The organism is Streptomyces sp. SJL17-4 (assembly GCF_036826855.1).
In the GTDB taxonomy this organism is placed as follows: domain Bacteria; phylum Actinomycetota; class Actinomycetes; order Streptomycetales; family Streptomycetaceae; genus Streptomyces.
Genome location: NZ_CP104578.1, coordinates 4,332,972 through 4,351,046 on the forward strand (window position 1 = coordinate 4,332,972; position 18,075 = coordinate 4,351,046).

General features: G+C 69.0%; 16 protein-coding genes. 8 read left to right on the forward strand and 8 right to left on the reverse strand.

The window, feature by feature from the left end; genetic code table 11:
- Positions 1 to 15 precede the first annotated feature (15 nt).
- Positions 16 to 468 carry a GNAT family N-acetyltransferase gene (locus tag N5875_RS19395; protein WP_338495116.1) on the forward strand — a complete coding sequence of 151 codons (453 nt, stop codon included), beginning with the start codon at positions 16 to 18 and terminating at the stop codon, positions 466 to 468.
- 97 nt (positions 469 to 565) lie between these two features.
- Here N5875_RS19395 and N5875_RS19400 read toward each other — a convergent pair whose 3' ends face one another.
- Both N5875_RS19400 and dnaB read right to left on the reverse strand, forming a co-directional pair.
- On the reverse strand, positions 566 to 1,948 hold the full coding sequence (locus N5875_RS19400; RefSeq protein ID WP_338495117.1) for a serine hydrolase domain-containing protein: 1,383 nt from the start codon (positions 1,946 to 1,948) through the stop codon (positions 566 to 568).
- A gap of 58 nt (positions 1,949 to 2,006) precedes the next feature.
- Complete coding sequence (dnaB, locus tag N5875_RS19405) at positions 2,007 to 3,491, reverse strand: replicative DNA helicase (protein ID WP_318208273.1); 1,485 nt, start codon at positions 3,489 to 3,491, stop codon at positions 2,007 to 2,009.
- 422 nt (positions 3,492 to 3,913) lie between these two features.
- On the opposite strand from dnaB, the gene N5875_RS19410 reads away from it, so the two are divergent.
- A complete protein-coding gene (locus N5875_RS19410; RefSeq protein ID WP_318208272.1) occupies positions 3,914 to 5,254 on the forward strand; it encodes an MATE family efflux transporter in 1,341 nt (446 codons plus the stop codon).
- Between the two features lie 97 nt (positions 5,255 to 5,351).
- Here N5875_RS19410 and rplI read toward each other — a convergent pair whose 3' ends face one another.
- The 4 genes from rplI to rpsF all read right to left on the reverse strand — a co-directional run bounded on the left by rplI (position 5,352) and on the right by rpsF (position 7,073).
- A complete protein-coding gene (rplI, locus tag N5875_RS19415; RefSeq protein ID WP_030317964.1) occupies positions 5,352 to 5,798 on the reverse strand; it encodes a 50S ribosomal protein L9 in 447 nt (148 codons plus the stop codon).
- Between the two features lie 18 nt (positions 5,799 to 5,816).
- Positions 5,817 to 6,053 carry a 30S ribosomal protein S18 gene (gene rpsR / locus N5875_RS19420; RefSeq protein ID WP_003967857.1) on the reverse strand — a complete coding sequence of 79 codons (237 nt, stop codon included), beginning with the start codon at positions 6,051 to 6,053 and terminating at the stop codon, positions 5,817 to 5,819.
- A 55-nt stretch (positions 6,054 to 6,108) separates the two neighbouring features.
- The gene (locus N5875_RS19425) at positions 6,109 to 6,708 is read right to left on the reverse strand and encodes a single-stranded DNA-binding protein (protein WP_318208271.1); all 600 of its coding nucleotides are present in this window, start codon (positions 6,706 to 6,708) and stop codon (positions 6,109 to 6,111) included.
- 74 nt (positions 6,709 to 6,782) lie between these two features.
- Positions 6,783 to 7,073, reverse strand: a complete 291-nt coding sequence (gene rpsF / locus N5875_RS19430) for a 30S ribosomal protein S6 (RefSeq protein WP_015034882.1) — start codon at positions 7,071 to 7,073, stop codon at positions 6,783 to 6,785.
- A 283-nt stretch (positions 7,074 to 7,356) separates the two neighbouring features.
- Between rpsF and N5875_RS19435 the strand changes: the two genes are divergently transcribed.
- From N5875_RS19435 to N5875_RS19445, 3 genes are all read left to right on the forward strand, one after another.
- A complete protein-coding gene (locus tag N5875_RS19435; protein WP_318208270.1) occupies positions 7,357 to 7,671 on the forward strand; it encodes a hypothetical protein in 315 nt (104 codons plus the stop codon).
- Positions 7,672 to 7,790: 119 nt separating this feature from the next.
- Positions 7,791 to 8,909: a peptidoglycan bridge formation glycyltransferase FemA/FemB family protein gene (locus N5875_RS19440; protein WP_030317960.1), complete on the forward strand. Its 1,119-nt coding sequence runs from the start codon at positions 7,791 to 7,793 to the stop codon at positions 8,907 to 8,909.
- 82 nt (positions 8,910 to 8,991) lie between these two features.
- A complete protein-coding gene (locus N5875_RS19445) occupies positions 8,992 to 10,023 on the forward strand; it encodes an alanine racemase (protein ID WP_318208269.1) in 1,032 nt (343 codons plus the stop codon).
- Between the two features lie 30 nt (positions 10,024 to 10,053).
- Here the strand turns inward: N5875_RS19445 and N5875_RS19450 are convergent, their stop codons facing one another.
- Together N5875_RS19450 and N5875_RS19455 are read right to left on the reverse strand one after the other, a co-directional pair.
- A complete protein-coding gene (locus N5875_RS19450) occupies positions 10,054 to 11,553 on the reverse strand; it encodes a glycosyltransferase 87 family protein (RefSeq protein WP_338495128.1) in 1,500 nt (499 codons plus the stop codon).
- A 137-nt stretch (positions 11,554 to 11,690) separates the two neighbouring features.
- Positions 11,691 to 14,456 (reverse strand): transglycosylase domain-containing protein, encoded by a 2,766-nt coding sequence (locus N5875_RS19455; RefSeq protein ID WP_318208267.1) that lies wholly within the window; start codon positions 14,454 to 14,456, stop codon positions 11,691 to 11,693.
- 372 nt (positions 14,457 to 14,828) lie between these two features.
- Between N5875_RS19455 and N5875_RS19460 the strand changes: the two genes are divergently transcribed.
- The 3 genes from N5875_RS19460 (at position 14,829) to N5875_RS19470 (ending at position 17,974) form a co-directional block, all read left to right on the forward strand.
- Positions 14,829 to 15,509, forward strand: a complete 681-nt coding sequence (locus N5875_RS19460; protein WP_189833684.1) for a PadR family transcriptional regulator — start codon at positions 14,829 to 14,831, stop codon at positions 15,507 to 15,509.
- A gap of 48 nt (positions 15,510 to 15,557) precedes the next feature.
- The gene (locus N5875_RS19465) at positions 15,558 to 16,640 is read left to right on the forward strand and encodes an inositol-3-phosphate synthase (RefSeq protein ID WP_030317948.1); all 1,083 of its coding nucleotides are present in this window, start codon (positions 15,558 to 15,560) and stop codon (positions 16,638 to 16,640) included.
- Between the two features lie 74 nt (positions 16,641 to 16,714).
- The gene (locus tag N5875_RS19470) at positions 16,715 to 17,974 is read left to right on the forward strand and encodes an MFS transporter (protein ID WP_338495132.1); all 1,260 of its coding nucleotides are present in this window, start codon (positions 16,715 to 16,717) and stop codon (positions 17,972 to 17,974) included.
- The last annotated feature ends 101 nt before the right edge of the window (positions 17,975 to 18,075 follow it).

The following is an 18,075-nucleotide window of genomic DNA, read 5'->3' on the forward strand; positions in this document are numbered from 1 at the left end:
GCGTACGCTGCGGGCATGAGCGATCTTGAGATACGCCCCGCCACCGCGGAGGACCTCGAAGCCATCGTCGCGATGCTCGCCGACGACCCCCTGGGCGCGCAGCGTGAATCTCCGGACGACCTCAGCCCGTACCTCACCGCGTTCGAGCGCCTCGCGGGCGACCCGAACCAGCATGTCGTCGTGGCGGTCCGCGAGGACAAAGTCGTCGGCACCCTCCAGCTGACGGTCATCCCAGGGCTCTCCCGCCGGGGCACCATCCGCTCGATCATCGAGGGCGTCCGCGTCCACGCCGACGAGCGCGGCAGCGGTCTCGGATCCCAGCTCATCGAATGGGCCGTCACAGAGTCCGGACGGCAGGGCTGCCGGCTCGTGCAGCTGACCTCCGACATCACCCGCACCGATGCCCACCGCTTCTACGAGCGCCTCGGCTTCGAGGCGTCCCACGTGGGCTTCAAGAAGAGCCTCTGAAACGGGAGAACAGCGCGCCGGGCCACCGTCCCGGCGCGCTGTTTCACGTGAAACAGCACAGAAGGGCTCTGTTCCACGTGAAACAGTTCGGAACGGCTCAGAGACCGCGCCAGCCCGCCTCGTCCACGCCACCGGGCACCACGTCCGTCGGCGCGTACGGCTCCCGTGTGAAGACGAAGGAGCCGAGGTCGAGATGGCTCACGCTGCCGTCGGCGCGCCGCACCGCCCGGAGCGTCTCCCCCTCGTAGTAGCCGTTCAGCCCGACCCAGCCGCCCTCGGGCAGGGCCCGGAAGCGGGCCCGCCGCCCGGCTCCCCGCAGGGGTTCGAGCACCACACTCCGCTCGGGGCAGATCCGGAGCCCGTAGGCGTACGTGCCCCAGTACCAGAGGCCCGTCAAGGCCAGCAGCTCCTCGTCCGCCTCGGCTTCCGGAAGCGGGCGCCAGGGCTCCGGGAACTTCGGTTCCGCCTCCGCCACGATCCGTACGAGGTCGGCGGCCACGACCCCCGTCAGCGGCCCCGAGGTGGCATTGGAGAGGGCGATCGCCGCGAGCCCGTCCTCCACGCTCACCCAGAGGGCGGCGACGAAGCCGGGGAGCGAACCGGTGTGACCGATCAGGGTCCGCCCGTCCTTGCGAAGCAGCTGGAGACCGAGCCCGTAGCCTCCCTCCCAGTCGCCCTCCCCGGCCGCGGCGGCCGGGGCCCGCATCTCCGCCACGGAGGCCGCGACGAGCACCCGCTCGTCACCGGCCGCGAGGAAGGCGGCGAAGCGGGCGAGATCCGCCGCCGTCGACCAGAGCTGCCCGGCCGGAGCCATCAGCCCGAGGTCCTCGGACGGCTCCGGCAGCATCACATCGGCCCAGGGGTGCACCGCCCAGCCGCCCGCGTGCGGGGCGACCGGATCGAGCGTCGTCCGGCTCATCCCGAGCGGCTCCAGGATCTCGCGGCGCAGCGCCTCCTCCCAGGACGCCCCCCGCACGGCCTCGACCAGTGAACCGAGGAGCGTGTACCCGGGGTTGGAGTAGTGGTGACGGCGCCCAGGCGCGTGGCGGAAGGGCTGCTCCCCCAGGACGTCGGAAAGCTCCGGCCGCAGCGCTGCGGACGAACGCTCCCACCACTGACCGGGCGTCTCGGCCGCCAGACCGCCGCTGTGGCCGAGGAGCTGAGCGATCGTCACGTCTCCGACGCCGGTGCCCTTGAGGTGCCGCGCCAGCGGTTCGTTGAGGCTGAGAAGCCCTTCGTCCCGCAGCCGCATCACCAGCACGGCGGTGAACACCTTGGTGATCGACCCGATCCTGAACTGGGTGTCGGCGTCCGGCGCGTGCCCGTCCACGCAACTGCGCGAGCCGCTCCACACCAGCGCTCCGTCGCGCACCACGGCCCCCACGAAGGAGGGCGTCCGTCCCTCCGACTGGGCGACCGCGACGCGATGCAGCAGAGCTCGCTCGGTACCGGGCAACAGAGCTTCGAAGGTTGTCGTCATGGGCCCCATCCAACGCGATCCCCCGACCAGCGGCCTCACGCGCGCTCCTCGGGCAGGATCAGGTCTGAGCCATGTCCACGAAGCGGGAGTAGTGGCCCTGGAAGGCCACGGTGATCGTGGCCGTCGGGCCGTTACGGTGCTTGCCGACGATGATGTCGGCCTCGCCCGCTCGCGGTGACTCCTTCTCGTAGGCGTCCTCGCGGTGCAGCAGGATGACCATGTCCGCGTCCTGCTCGATCGAGCCGGACTCACGCAGGTCGGAGACCATCGGCTTCTTGTCGGTGCGCTGTTCGGGACCACGGTTCAGCTGGGAGAGCGCGATCACGGGCAGCTCCAGCTCCTTGGCGAGCAGCTTCAGGTTTCGCGACATGTCGGAGACCTCTTGCTGACGGCTCTCCTGCCGCTTCGAGCCACCGGACTGCATCAGCTGCAGATAGTCGATGATGACGAGCTTGAGGCCGTTGCGCTGCTTGAGCCGGCGGCACTTCGCGCGGATCTCCATCATCGACAGGTTCGGGGAGTCGTCGATGTACAGCGGGGCCTGGGAGACGTCCGGCATCCGGCGGGCGAGCCGGGTCCAGTCCTCGTCGGTCATCGTGCCGGAGCGCATGTGGTGCAGCGCGACCCGGGCCTCCGCCGACAGCAGACGCATCGCGATCTCGTTGCGGCCCATTTCGAGGGAGAAGATGACGCTGGGCAGGTTGTGCTTGATGGAGGCCGCCCGCGCGAAGTCCAGCGCGAGGGTCGACTTACCCATGGCGGGACGTGCCGCGATGATGATCATCTGGCCGGGGTGCAAACCGTTGGTGAGCGAGTCCAGGTCGGTGAAGCCGGTGGGCACACCGGTCATCTCACCGCTGCGGGAGCCGATCGCCTCGATCTCGTCGAGCGCCCCCTCCATGATGTCGCCGAGCGGCAGATAGTCCTCGGTGGTCCGCTGCTCGGTGACCGCGTAGATCTCGGCCTGGGCCGAGTTCACGATCTCGTCGACGTCTCCATCGGCCGCGTAGCCCATCTGCGTGATCTTGGTGCCGGCCTCGACGAGGCGACGCAGAACGGCTCGCTCGTGGACGATCTCCGCGTAGTACGAGGCGTTGGCCGCCGTCGGTACCGACTGGACCAGGGTGTGCAGATAGGAGGCACCGCCGACACGGGTGATCTCGCCGCGCTTCGTGAGCTCGGCACCGACCGTGATCGGGTCGGCCGGCTCGCCCTTGGCGTAGAGGTCGAGGATCGCGGCGTAGACGGTCTCGTGGGCGGGCTTGTAGAAGTCGTTGCCCTTGATGATCTCCACGACGTCCGCGATGGCGTCCTTGGAGAGCAGCATGCCGCCGAGGACGGACTGCTCGGCATCGAGGTCCTGCGGGGGAACACGCTCGAAGCCGGAGAGCCCGCCGTCCCACGGCCCGCCTTCGCCGCCGCGCTCGTGCTGGTCGTCCCGCCCACGGCCGCGGCCGCGCCCGTCAACGCGGGTACGGGTGGGCAGTCGGTCGCTCGGTCCGCTGTCGGCCCAAGGGTCGTCCAGGGGCTCGGGAATGCTCACCAAGCACCTCCTCCCGTCCGCTCCGCGGACCTCGCCATGCCACTCTTTCTTACGCCACGGGCTTGATCAACGAGTGGCTTTGCGACCGCTTCTGGCGCGTCGGGCGCCGGACCACGGTAGGCCCGCGAGAGGCGTCAGCCAATCTGGTTATCCACAGGCCCTGTGGGTGAAGGGCCTCAGCCTGTGGAGAACTCGCCGGAACCTGTGCACGGAGCGGGGGACAGCCATGTGGACAAACTCATAGCACCCCCACCCTCACAGTCCTGACCTGCGCTTTTCCCATCCACCGGCTGTGGGGGAGAAAAACTTTTCCCCCTGGACCAAGATCAGAACAAACGACCCACACCCGAAGCGCCTTGCCCTCCACAAGTAAGGATCACAGAGCATTGCATCGCTTACCTGTGGAAGATTAGATTGACCCCATGACCCAGGCCCCCGCGACACCCAAGAAGGCCGTCCGCCGACAGCACGACCGCGAGATCGTCTCCCTCGCCCTGCCGGCCTTCGGTGCCCTTGTCGCCGAGCCGCTTTTCCTCATGGTCGACAGCGCCATCGTCGGCCATCTCGGCACCCCTCAGCTCGCGGGTCTCGCGATCGCCGCCGCCCTGCTGTCCACCGCCGTCAGCGTCTTCGTCTTCCTCGCCTACGCCACGACGGCCGCCGTCTCCCGCCGCGTCGGCGCCGGAGACCTCCAGGCCGCGATCCGGCAGGGCATGGACGGCATCTGGCTCGCCCTCCTCCTCGGCGCTGCCGTCGTCGCACTGACCCTGCCCACAGCACCCTGGCTCATCGAGCTCTTCGGGGCCTCCGACACCGCCGCACCCTACGCCGTCACGTATCTCAGGATCTCCAGCCTCGGCATCCCCGCCATGCTGGTGGTCCTGGCCGCCACCGGCGTCCTGCGGGGCCTCCAGGACACGCGTACACCGCTCTACGTGGCCATCGGCGGCTTCGCCGCCAACGGCGCGCTCAACGTCGGCCTTGTCTACGGCGCCGGTCTGGGGATCGCGGGCTCGGCCTGGGGCACCGTGATCGCCCAGTGCGGCATGGCCGTCGCCTACCTCGTCGTGGTCGTCCGGGGCGCCCGGCGACACGGAGCCTCCCTCCGCCCCGACGCGGCCGGCATACGCGCCTCCGCCCAGGCCGGCGTCCCGCTCCTCGTCCGTACGCTCTCACTCCGCGCGGTCCTGATGATCGCCACGGCCGTCGCGGCCCGGATGGGCGACGCCGAGGTCGCTGCCCACCAGATCATCCTGTCCCTGTGGAGCCTGATGGCCTTCGCCCTCGACGCGATCGCCATCGCGGGTCAGGCCATCATCGGTCGCTATCTCGGGGCGAACGACGCCGAGGGCGCCCGCCAGGTCTGCCGCCGCATGGTCCAGTGGGGCGTGGTCTCCGGTGTGGTGCTCGGCGCGCTGCTCATCCTCGCCCGCCCTCTGTTCATCCCGCTCTTCACCGGCGACACCACCGTCCAGGACACCCTGCTCCCGGCTCTGCTCGTGGTCGCGCTCTCGCAGCCGATCTCCGGGGTCGTCTTCGTTCTCGACGGCGTCCTGATGGGCGCGGGGGACGGCCCCTACCTGGCCTGGGCCATGCTCCTGACGCTCGCCGTCTTCGCCCCGGTGGCCCTGCTGGTCCCGGCGCTCGGCGGCGGTCTGACGGCACTCTGGTGGGCGATGACGCTGATGATGACCGTCCGCATGGCCACGCTGTGGCTCCGCTCCCGCTCGGGCCGCTGGATCGTCACCGGCGCCACGCGCTGAATGTTTCACGTGAAACACCCCGTGACACAGCGGAAGGGCCGCACCCCGAGGGGTGCGGCCCTTCCTCACTGCTGAGCGCAGAGCGCCAACGGCAGCGTTACGCGGCGACGATCTCGACGCCGAGCTTCGCGGCAACGTCGGCGTGCAGACGCACGGACACCTGGTGCGAGCCCAGGGTCTTGATCGGCGAACCGAGCTCGACGCGACGCTTGTCGACGTCGGGGCCGCCCGCAGCCTTGATCGCCGAGGCGATGTCGGCCGGGGTCACGGAGCCGAAGAGACGGCCGGCGTCGCCGGAGCGAACGGCCAGGCGCACCTTCGTACCCTCGAGCTTGGCCTTGATCTCGTTGGCCTGCTCGATGGTCGCGATCTCGTGGATCTTGCGGGCGCGGCGGATCTGCGCCACGTCCTGCTCGCCACCCTTGGTCCAGCGGATCGCGAAACCACGCGGGACCAGGTAGTTGCGGGCGTAGCCGTCCTTGACGTCGACGACGTCGCCGGCGGTGCCGAGGCCGGAGACCTCGTGGGTCAGGATGATCTTCATTATTCGGTCACCCTTTCCTTATCGCGCGGTGGACGTGTAGGGCAGCAGCGCCATCTCACGGCTGTTCTTGACGGCCGTGGCGACGTCACGCTGGTGCTGCGTGCAGTTGCCGGTCACGCGGCGGGCACGGATCTTGCCGCGGTCGGAAATGAACTTCCGCAGCATGTTCGTGTCCTTGTAGTCCACGTACTGGGTCTTGTCCTTGCAGAACGCGCAGACCTTCTTCTTAGGCTTGCGCACAGGCGGCTTCGCCATGGTGTTTCTCCTGTGTGATCAAGAATGGGGGTACGAGCTGCTTCTAGGGCGTGCCCTAGAAGGGGGGCTCGTCCGAGTAGCCGCCGCCGGAGTTTCCACCCCAGCCGCCTCCGCCGCCCTGCTGCTGGCCGCCGCCGGAGGAGGAGGGACCGCCGGTCGCCCACGGGTCGTCGGCGGGAGCACCGCCACCACCCTGCTGGCCACCGCCGGAGTTTCCACCCCAGCTGCCACCGCCGCCGCCGGCCTGCTGGCCGCCGCCGCCCCCGCCGTAACCACCCTGGCCGCCTCGACCGGTGGTCTTGGTGACCTTGGCCGTGGCGTTCTTGAGGCTGGGGCCGACTTCCTCGACGTCCAGCTCGTAGACCGTGCGCTTGACGCCCTCACGGTCCTCATAGGACCGCTGCTTCAGTCGGCCCTGCACGACGACGCGCATGCCTCGCTGAAGCGACTCGGCGACGTTCTCCGCCGCCTGACGCCAGACCGAGCAGGTGAGGAAGAGGCTTTCGCCGTCCTTCCACTCGTTGGTCTGACGGTCGAAGGTGCGGGGGGTGGACGCGATACGGAACTTCGCGACCGCCGCACCGGACGGGGTGAAGCGCAGCTCGGGGTCGTCGACAAGATTGCCGACGACCGTGATGACGGTCTCGCCTGCCATGGGGGAACCTCTCGGCGGGATTGCTTCTGGCTGCTTTGCTGCTACTCGGAACCGATGACCACTGAGCTAGAAGCTCAGTGGGTCTCGGGACGGAGGACCTTGGTCCGGAGGACCGACTCGTTCAGGTTGAGCTGTCGGTCGAGCTCCTTGACGACCGCAGGCTCGGCCTGCAGGTCGATGACCGAGTAGATGCCCTCGGGCTTCTTCTTGATCTCGTAGGCGAGACGACGACGGCCCCAGGTGTCGACCTTCTCGACCTTTCCGTTGCCCTCACGGACGACGGAAAGGAAGTTCTCGATCAGCGGGGAGACAGCGCGCTCCTCGAGATCGGGGTCGAGGATGACCATCACTTCGTAGTGACGCATGTGGAACCCACCTCCTTTGGACTCAGCGGCCACGGTCGTTCCGTGGCAGGAGGGTCGTGATGCGTAAGCAACGGTATCCGCTACCACTGACAGTCCCCCTCGCGGACGAGGGGGACTGCCGGGATCCAGACGGACCAGGGCAGACACCGGTGCAGACCGTACAGAGTACCCGCTCACCGCCCTGCGGTTGAAATTCACCGGCGAGGGGACGCAATCTGTACACAACGGATGTCGGCGGCGCTACGATGCGCCGCCTTCCGGCAGCTACGCCAGGAGGTGCCCCATGGCACAGGCAATGCGACCCGACCCCGGCCACTCCCTCTTCGCCACCGACGGCAAACCGCACCCCATCCAGGACGCCCTGGTGGGAGTGACGCTGCTCCTCGGCGTCATCGCCTTCGTCACCGCGCAGTTCCACAGCCTGCACCTGCTCAGCTCCTGGACGGGGCTCATCGGCATCCTGACCGGCGGCTACGGACAGTTCATCTCCGTGACGACACGCGAGCGCTTCCTGCTGATCCTCGGACTCGGCGCGTCGGCGTTCGGCTTCTACCTCGGCATGGCCCACGGCGGGCTCTTCGGCGGGGTAGTCAGCTGAGCCCCGGGCCACGTCAGGACGCACACACCCATTCGGGGCGCTCCCCGGTCACAGTAGGCTTCGGCGCGAGAGCCGGAGCCCCTGACCGATGGGGACACACCTGCCGAGGAGCGCCCCGCATGAGCCTGACCCTGAGGACCATCAGCCGTGAGCAGCATCTGGCGTACATCCAGAGCCAGCCCGCGGCGAGCCACTGCCAGGTCCCGGCGTGGGCTGATGTGAAGACCGAGTGGCGCTCGGAGAACCTCGGCTGGTTCGACAAGAACGGCGAGCTCGTCGGCGTCGGCCTGGTGCTCTACCGCCAGCTCCCGAAGATCAAGCGCTACCTGGCCTATCTGCCCGAGGGCCCGGTCATCAACTGGCACGCGCCCAACCTCGACGACTGGCTGACGCCGATGCTGGCGCACCTCAAGCAGCAGGGCGCCTTCTCGGTGAAGATGGGCCCGCCGGTCGTCATCCGGCGCTGGGACTCGGCCGCCATCAAGTCCGGCATCCAGGACCCGGACGTCAAGCGCCTCAAGGACGTCGAGGCCACCCACATCGAGCCGCGCGCCTTCGAAGTGGCGGACCGGCTGCGGAAGATGGGCTGGCAGCAGGCCGAGGACGGCGGCGCCGGCTTCGGCGACGTGCAGCCCCGCTACGTCTTCCAGGTCCCGCTCGCGAACCGCTCGCTCGACGATGTCCTCAAGGGCTTCAACCAGCTGTGGCGCCGCAACATCAAGAAGGCCGAGAAGGCCGGCGTCGAGGTCGTCCAGGGCGGCTACGAGGACCTGGCCGAGTGGCAGCGGCTGTACGAGATCACGGCCGTCCGTGACCACTTCCGGCCGCGTCCGCTCTCGTACTTCCAGCGCATGTGGACCGTCCTCAACAGCGAGGACCCCAACCGGATGCGGCTCTACTTCGCCCGCCACAACGGCGTGAACCTCTCCGCGGCGACGATGCTCGTCGTCGGCGGCCACGTCTGGTACTCCTACGGCGCCTCCGACAACATCGGCCGTGAGGTCCGGCCCTCGAACGCGATGCAGTGGCGCATGCTGCGCGACGCCTACGCGATGGGCGCGACCGTCTACGACCTGCGGGGCATCTCGGACTCGCTCGACGAGACCGACCACCTCTTCGGGCTCATCCAGTTCAAGGTGGGCACGGGCGGCGAGGCCGTCGAGTACGTCGGCGAGTGGGACTTCCCGCTGAACAAGCTGCTGCACAAGGCGCTCGACATCTACATGTCGCGCCGCTGACCCGTGCCGTGCCGCTGACGTTTCCGTAGTCTCGTACATACCTTTGATACACCGCTGCCATCAGAAAGGTTCCGGGCCGGCCATGGCGCTCTCCCTCTACGTCGACACCGCTCGCTGGCGGGCGCACCAGAAGACCGTCATCGACCAGTTCCCCGGTGTCATCCCCGTCTGCAAGGGCAACGGCTACGGCTTCGGCCACGAACGCCTCGCTGACGAGGCGGCCCGGTTCGGCGCCGACATGCTCGCCGTGGGCACCACGTACGAGGCCGCGCGGATCAAGGACTGGTTCAGCGGCGACCTGCTGGTCCTCACCCCCTTCCGCCGGGGTGAGGAACCGGTTCCGCTGCCCGACCGGGTCATCCGCTCCGTGTCGTCCGTGGACGGCGTCCACGCCCTGGTGGGGGCCCGGGTCGTCATCGAGTGCATGAGCTCGATGAAGCGGCACGGCGTCCGCGAGGAGGAGCTCCAGCAGCTCCACTCCGCCATCGAGGACGTACGCCTGGAGGGCTTCGCGCTCCACCTCCCGCTGGACCGCCCGGACGGCACCGACGCCGTCGAGGAGGTCATCGGCTGGATGGACCGGCTGCGCGCCGCCCGGCTGCCGCTGCACACCATGTTCGTCAGCCACCTGCGGGCCGAGGAACAGGCACGGCTCCAGCAGCAGTTCCCGCAGACCCGTTTCCGCGCCCGCATCGGCACCCGGCTGTGGCTGGGCGACCACGAGTCCACGGAGTACCGGGGCGCGGTCCTCGACGTGACCAGGGTCGCCAAGGGCGACCGCTTCGGCTACCGCCAGCAGAAGGCCGCGTCGGACGGCTGGCTGGTCGTCGTCGCCGGCGGCACCTCGCACGGTGTGGGCCTGGAGGCGCCGAAGGCCATGCACGGCGTCATGCCGCGCGCCAAGGGCGTCGCACGGGCCGGTCTCGCCACCGTCAACCGGAACCTCTCGCCCTTCGTGTGGGCCGGGAAGCAGCGCTGGTTCGCCGAGCCGCCGCACATGCAGGTGTCGATCCTGTTCGTGCCGGCCGACGCCCAGGAGCCCCGGGTCGGCGACGAGCTCGTGGCCCATCTGCGCCACACCACGACGCAGTTCGACCGGCTCGTCGAGCGCTGAGCCGGCCGGTCGCCCCTCACCCCCGGGAGCTCAGCTCCTGGGGGTTCCCCATTCCACCAGCGGCCCGTCCTCGGCGACCGGGGCCGCGTGCCGGGCGGGATGGGCGGCCCTGCCCGCCACAAAGACGTCCTCGGCGCCGTCCAGGACGCCCCCCGAGGGGTCGTCCGCGCCGTCCTGCCGCACCGGGTCCCTCTCGGGCGTGAGGATGTCGCGTACGACCATCACGCACAGGTACAGGGTGCCGAGCAGGTGCAGCACGATCGCGAACTGGTAGCCGTCCACCGGCAGGCCCTGCTTGTTGCCGCTGTTCGTGAACGCCAGGTACATCCAGACGCCCACGAAGTACATGACCTCGCACGCCTGCCAGATCAGGAAGTCGCGCCAGCGCGGCCGGGCGAGCGCCGCCAGCGGCACCAGCCACAGCACGTACTGCGGTGAGTAGACCTTGTTGGTCAGGACGAACGCGGCGACGATCAGGAACGCCAGCTGGACGAAGCGGGGCCTGCGGGGCGCCGTGAACGCCAGGTAGGCGAGCCCGGCGATCGCCGCCACCATCAGCAGCAGCGCGTACAGGTTGGCCTGGCCCGGCGTTATCGCGTCGCCCGTCCGCTGGCTGACCAGCAGCCAGATCGAACCGAAGTCGACGTTCCGGTCCCGGCTGAAGAGGTAGAACTGCTTCCAGCCCTCCGGTGCGAGCAGCATCACGGGCAGGTTCACCACCAGCCACGCGCCGCCCGCCGCCAGCACCGCGGTCCCGTACTCCCGCCACTTCCCGGCCCGCCAGCAGAGCAGCAGCAGCGGGCAGAGGAGCAGTATCGGGTAGAACTTGGAGGCGGTGGCCAGGCCGAGCAGGATCCCGAAGGCCAGCGGCCGCTCGCGCGACCACATCAGGATCGCGGCGGCCGTCAGCGCGACGGCCAGCAGGTCCCAGTTGATCGTCGCGGTCAGCGCGATCGAGGGCGCCAGCGCGACGAGCAGCCCGTCCCAGGGCCGCAGCCGGTGCGTACGGGCCACACAGACCGCGAGGACGGCCGCGCAGACCATCAGCAGACCCGCGTTGGCCAGCCAGTACGACTGCTCGCGCTGCATCGTGTCGCCGCCGCCCGGCGTCAGCCAGGCCGCGACCTCCATGAAGAGCCCGGTCAGGACCGGGTACTCGAGGAACGGTATGTCGCCGCTCAGCCGGTCGAAGTAGGGCACCAGGCCCTCGGCGAAGCCCCGCCCCGTGAAGAGGTGCGGGATGTCCGAGTAGCAGGCGTGGGTGTACTGGGAGGTCGTGCCCCGGAACCAGGCCCAGTTGTAGCAGGGCAGCTTCTGCACCATGCCGAGGGCGAACATGCCGAGGGCCACGAGGGCGATCACCCGTACCGGCGTGAACTGCCCGGTGCCGGTCCTCGCCCGACGGCCGTAGGGGCCGCCGATCAGTTCGCTGCCCGCTGCGGCCACCTTGTCCCGGTGGGTGGGGATGACCGTCTGCGAGCGGCCCTGGGGCCGGTCCTGCGGCGCGCTCGTCTTCTGGAGGCTCGGCATGGGGGACATCCTGCCGTACGCCTCCGGGAAAACGGCGAGGGCCGCCGCGGCCGGCCCGTACAGGAAAGTACGGATCGGACGCGACGGCCCTCGGTTCACACGTCGGCGGGGGACCGGGGAGTGCCCCCGGCGGAGGATCAGGGGACCCAGGACCCGTCGTCGGGCTTGCCGTTCCCCCCGCCCGGGCCGCTTCCGTCGTCCGTCGGTGTGCCGGTCCCGGTCGGTGTGTCGGTCGTGGGTGGCGTGGTGGTGGGCTCCCCCGTGTTGCCGCCCGGGTCACCCGGTTCCTCGGTGCAGCCCCAGCCCCAGACGCCGCAGGTCGTCTTGCCCGGCTTCGGCGTCCGCGTCGTCGTCGGGGCGGTCGTCGTCGGCGGCGGCGTGGTCGTCGGCGCGGTCGTCGTCGGCGTGGCCGAGGTCTCGGTGGGCGTCGGGGTGGCCGTCGGGGTCGGCGTCGGGCTGGCGGCGCCACCGCCGAAGACGGCCTCGGCGCCCTCCAGCTTCTCCGGCTCCGGGAAGCTCTTGGCCGGGTAGCTCTCCACGGCCTCGGTCATGTAGTCCTGCCAGATCCGGGACGGGAACGACGAACCGTGGATCTGCGGCTGGTCACCCGTGCCGTACATCTTCTGGAACTCGCGGTTCTTCTTCGTCTCGTCGTCGTCGAACCGGTACATGTCGATCGCGGTCGACAGCTGCGGGGTGTATCCGACGAACCAGGCCGACTTGTTGCCGTCGGTGGTACCGGTCTTGCCGGCCACCTCGCGGCCCGGGATCCGGGCCTTCTTGCCGGTGCCCTCGTCCTCGTCCACGACGGAACGGAGGACGTCGGTGACGTTGTTGGCGACGGCCGAGGTGAAGGGGATCTTGGGGTCCGCCTTGTGCTGATGGATGACGACGCCCTCCTTCTTCACGCTCTCCACCGAGTAGGGGTCGTTCTGCTCGCCCTCGTTGGCGAAGGTCGCGTAGGCGCCGGCCATGCGGATGGCGCTCGGGCTGGAGATACCGAGGGAGAACGAGGGCACCTCGCCCTCGACGAGCGAGTCGGGGCGCAGACCCGCGTCGACGGCGGCCTTGCGGACCTTGTCGATGCCGACGTCCATGCCGAGCTGCACGTACGGCGAGTTGGCCGACCGGACCATGGCGCGACGCAGGGTCATGTCCTTGTAGCTCGCGTCGTCGTCATTGGTCTGGAGCCACTCCTTGCCCTTCTCGTCCTTCCAGATCTCGCCGTTGTACTTGCGGATCTTCAACTCGTTCTTGCCGGAGTAGCGGCTCTTGTCCGGGTCCACGATCGTGCGGCTGGAGGCGTCCTGGACCGGCCCCAGGTCCTTGTCCCGGACCCCGTCCTTCATCGCGGCGGCGAGCACGAACGGCTTGAACGTCGATCCGACCTGGGCACCGGTGTTGTCCGCGTTGCTCCTGAAGTGCTTGGTCGCGTCGACACCACCGTAGATGGCGACGATCTTCCCGGTCGCCGTGTCGACCGATGCTCCGCCGAACTGCACGTTCGTGTCCGTGTCGGGGCGCTTCTCCGGGTCGATGTACTCGTCCAGGATCTTCGTGACCGAGTCCTCGAGAGCGTCCACCTTCTTCTTCTCGAAGGTGGTGTAGATCTCGTAGCCGCCGCGCTCCAGATCCTGCTCGGTGATACCGAACTGGGCCTTGATGTTGGCCTTCGCGGTGGTGACCAGATAGCCGATCTGACCGCTCAGGTTGGCGCTCTTCTTCGGCCCCTGGACCTTGGGGAACGTCGTGTACTTCGCACGCTCCGCCGCCGGGAGGTGCCCGTCCTTCTGCATCTCGTCGAGGATCCACGACCACCGCTCGGTGGCGCGCGCCGTGTTCTTCTCGGGCGTGGCCTCGGAGTCGATCTCGGGGTAGCCGGCGGGGTCGTAGTACGTCGCGCCCTTGAGGACCGCGGCGAGCAGCGCCGCCTGGCTGGGGTCGAGCTTCTCGGCGTCGACGTTGAAGTACGCGCGGGCCGCCGCCTGGACACCGTAGGCGCCACGTCCGTAGTACGCGGTGTTCAGATAGCCGGCCATGATCTCGTCCTTCTCGACCTCGCCGCCGACCTTCATGGAGATGAAGAGTTCCTTCACCTTCCGGCTGAGGGTCTGCGACTGGTCGTCAAGACGGTTGTTCTTCACGTACTGCTGGGTGATCGTCGAACCACCCTGGGTCTCGCCGCCCTTGGCCATGTTCCACACGGCACGGCCGATACCCATGGGGTCGATTCCGGAGTCCTCCCAGAAGGTCTTGTTCTCCGCCGAGATCACGGCGTTCTGCATGGACTTCGGGATCTTGTCGAACGGGACGATCTGGCGGTTCGTGCCGCTGCCCGTCGCGACCATGCGGGTCTTGTCGGCCCAGTAGTAGATGTTGTTCTGCGACTTCGCCGTCAGCGCCTCATTGGGAATGTCCACCCGCGAGTACGCGATGGCGGCCGCGCCCATCAGGCTCGCCACGAAGAACAGGAACGTACCCGTCACGAGCTTCCACGACGGCATCCAGCGACGCCAGCCGTACTTTCCGTAACGGGGGTAGTCGATGATCCGCTTCTTGCCCGGCCCACCGGAGCCACGACCAGGACCGCTGCCGCGGCCACCGCCGCCGCCACCACGCCGCCCGCCCCCGCCGGGACCACCGGGCCCCCCGGGGCCGGTCTCGGCTCCCCTCCGGCGGCTGCCGCGCTGGGCAGCCCTACGGGCCTCCGCGCGACCCCCGTAGGGCCGCTGCTCCTCCCCGGGGGAGGAAGCAGGCCCGTACGAGGCCGACGGGGCCCCCGTACCGACGTCTTGGACCGGGGCCGACCTGCGGCCCACCGGCTGCTGGGCAGCGCGCCGTGCCGCCGCGCGACCGCCCGTCGGCGGCTGCTGCGGCGGCATTTTGCGACGATGCTCGCTCATCGAACGACTACTCCTCGGGCAGGCGCGAACGCCTGGAAGCGGCAGTTGAGTTCCGGTCCCCCCGAAATGCGCACGGCCGGAACCCCATCGGAGGCCCCTCCGTATCGCAGCCGGTCACCCGGAGCACTGACGCCCCGCGGCAGCGCTCGGTTCCCGGTGTTCTGCATGCCGCACAGACTACGCACGGCCAAAACCCACCTAGGGCCGGAGTTCACCCCAAATCAGGCAAGTCGAACGCTGTGAATTGACGATGTGACGCCGGTCACGGCGGTCCCACTTGTCGGGACCCGGGGGCCGTTCTATCGTGCTGATGTATCGAGTCGATACATCAGCACGGCATAAGGGCTCCGAAGGCGAAGGAGGAGGCGACGAATGAGCAGACGCTCCGGCATTCTCGAGTTCGCCGTCCTCGGCCTGCTGCGCGAGGCTCCGATGCACGGGTACGAGCTGCGGAAGCGCCTCAACACCTCGCTGGGCGTCTTCCGGGCCTTCAGCTACGGAACGCTGTATCCCTGCCTCAAGACGCTGGTCGCCAACGGCTGGTTGATCGAGGAACCGGGCAGCGCTCCCGAGGAAGCCCTGGCCGCTTCACTCGCAGGACGCCGAGCCAAGATCGTCTACCGGTTGACGGCCGCGGGTAAGGAGCACTTCGAGGAGCTCCTGTCCCACACCGGCCCGGACGCCTGGGAGGACGAGCACTTCGCCGCACGCTTCGCCTTCTTCGGGCAGACCGAGCGCGAGGTGCGGATGCGGGTCCTCGAGGGCCGCCGCAGCCGGCTGGAGGAGCGCCTGGAGAAGATGCGCGCCTCCCTGGCCCGGACCCGCGAGCGCCTCGACGACTACACGCTTGAGCTGCAGCGCCACGGTATGGAGTCCGTGGAGCGCGAAGTGCGCTGGCTGAACGAGCTCATCGAGAGCGAGCGGGCAGGGCGGGATCAGCGATCCGGCCCCGACGCCCCCGCTCTGCACGACAACGATTCTGGAGAAACGGGCGGCCTGCCCCGGCACGGGGGCAGTACCCGGCCGGATCCGTCCGACGACACCGCCAAGTGAATCCCTGCGCACTGCAGGGCTTCAACGATCACACAGGGAGCAACCGGAATGGGTTCGGTTCGCGTAGCCATCGTCGGCGTGGGCAACTGCGCCGCCTCGCTGGTTCAGGGCGTCGAGTACTACAAGGACGCCGACCCGGCGGCCAAGGTCCCCGGCCTGATGCACGTCCAGTTCGGCGACTACCACGTCCGTGACATCGACTTCGTCGCCGCCTTCGACGTCGACGCGAAGAAGGTCGGCCTCGACCTCTCGGACGCCATCGGCGCCAGCGAGAACAACACCATCAAGATCTGCGACGTCCCGAACAAGGGCGTCACGGTCCAGCGCGGTCACACCCTCGACGGTCTCGGCAAGTACTACCGCCTGACCATCGAGGAGTCCGCCGAGGAGCCGGTGGACGTCGTCCAGATCCTCAAGGACCGCGAGGTCGACGTTCTCATCTGCTACCTGCCGGTGGGTTCCGAGGACGCCGCGAAGTTCTACGCCCAGTGCGCCATCGACGCCAAGGTCGCCTTCGTCAACGCCCTTCCGGTCTTCATCGCCGGCACCAAGGAGTGGGCCGACAAGTTCACCGAGGCGGGCGTCCCGATCGTCGGCGACGACATCAAGTCGCAGGTCGGCGCGACCATCACGCACCGCGTGATGGCGAAGCTGTTCGAGGACCGCGGTGTCCGTCTTGAGCGCACGATGCAGCTCAACGTCGGCGGCAACATGGACTTCAAGAACATGCTCGAGCGCGACCGCCTCGAGTCCAAGAAGATCTCCAAGACGCAGGCCGTCACCTCGCAGATCCCCGACCGCGAGCTGGGCGAGAAGAACGTCCACATCGGTCCCTCGGACTACGTGGCCTGGCTGGACGACCGCAAGTGGGCGTACGTGCGCCTCGAGGGCCGTGCCTTCGGCGACGTTCCGCTGAACCTGGAGTACAAGCTCGAGGTGTGGGACTCCCCGAACTCGGCGGGTGTCATCATCGACGCCCTGCGCGCCGCGAAGATCGCCAAGGACCGCGGCATCGGCGGCCCCATCCTCTCCGCGTCGAGCTACTTCATGAAGAGCCCGCCGGTCCAGTACTTCGACGACGAGGCCCTGGCCAACGTCGAGAAGTTCATCAAGGGTGAGGTCGAGCGCTAAGCGCCCCACGCTTGTCGATCGAGGGTCCCCGCGGCACTGCCCGGGGGCCCTCTTCGTATGTGAGTCTTGCTGCCATGTCCGTCGTACGTGATCTGCGCGTACTCCTGCGCCTGACGAACTTCCGCCGCCTGCTCGCCGTCCGGCTGCTCTCCCAGTGCGCCGACGGCGTCTACCAGGTGGCCCTGGCCACGTACGTCGTGTTCTCCCCCGAGAAACAGACCTCCCCGGCCGCGATCGCCTCCGCCATGGCGGTCCTCCTGCTGCCGTACTCGCTCGTCGGGCCCTTCGCCGGTGTGCTCCTCGACCGCTGGCAGCGCCGCCAGGTCTTCCTGTACGGCAACCTCCTGCGGGCCCTCCTCGCCGGCGGGACCGCCGTACTCGTGCTCGCCTCCGTCCCCGACTGGCTCTTCTACGCCTCCGCGCTCTCCGTCACGGCCGTCAACCGCTTCGTCCTCGCGGGGCTCTCGGCCTCGCTCCCGCGGGTCGTCGACGCCGAACGGCTGGTCGTGGCGAATTCGCTCTCCCCCACCGCCGGTACCCTCGCGGCGACCGCGGGCGGCGGTCTCGCGTTCGGCATCCAGCTGATCGCCGACAGGTCCGACGCGGCCGTGGTGGCCTTCGGCGCCGTCCTCTACCTCTGCGCCGCCCTCGCCTCCCTGCGGATGTCCCGGGAGCTCCTGGGGCCCGATCCGGCCCTCGTGCCCCAACGGCTCATCTCCGCCCTGACCTCCACGGCCCGAGGGCTGGGCGAGGGACTGCGACACCTCTCGGAGCGACGCCCCGCCGCTCGCGCCCTCGCCGCGGTGGGTGTCATGCGCTTCTGCTACGGCGCCCTGCTCGTCACGGTGCTCATGCTCTGCCGCTACGAGTGGGACTCCACGGAGTCCGAAGGGCTCGGCCTCCTCGGGATCGCCGTCGCCGCCTCGGGCGCGGGATTCTTCGCAGCGGCCCTGCTCTCCCCGTGGGCGGTGGGACGGTTCGGGCCCTTCGGCTGGATGACGGTGTGCGCGGCGACGGCCGCCGTGCTCGAACCGCTGCTCGGCCTGACCTTCGCCCCGGCGCCCTTCTTCGTCGCGGCCTTCGTCCTCGGGCTCACCACCCAGGGATCCAAGATCGCGACGGACACGGTGGTGCAGACCTCCGTGGACGACGCCTACCGAGGCCGGGTCTTCGCGCTCTACGACGTGTTGTTCAACGTGGCCTTCGTGGCCGCGGCCGGCGTCGCGGCGCTGATGCTGCCGCCCGACGGCCGTTCCGTCCTGCTGATCGTGCTGGTGGCCGTGCTCTACGCGGTCATCGCGCTGGCCTTGCGCGGAGAACGCGCGGAGGGGTGATGTTTCACGTGAAACGCCACCCCTCGCAGCTGTCGCGCGCGTCGATGTTTCACGTGAAACATCGACGCGCGGACGAGGCTCTGCCTGCGGACGAGGCTCAG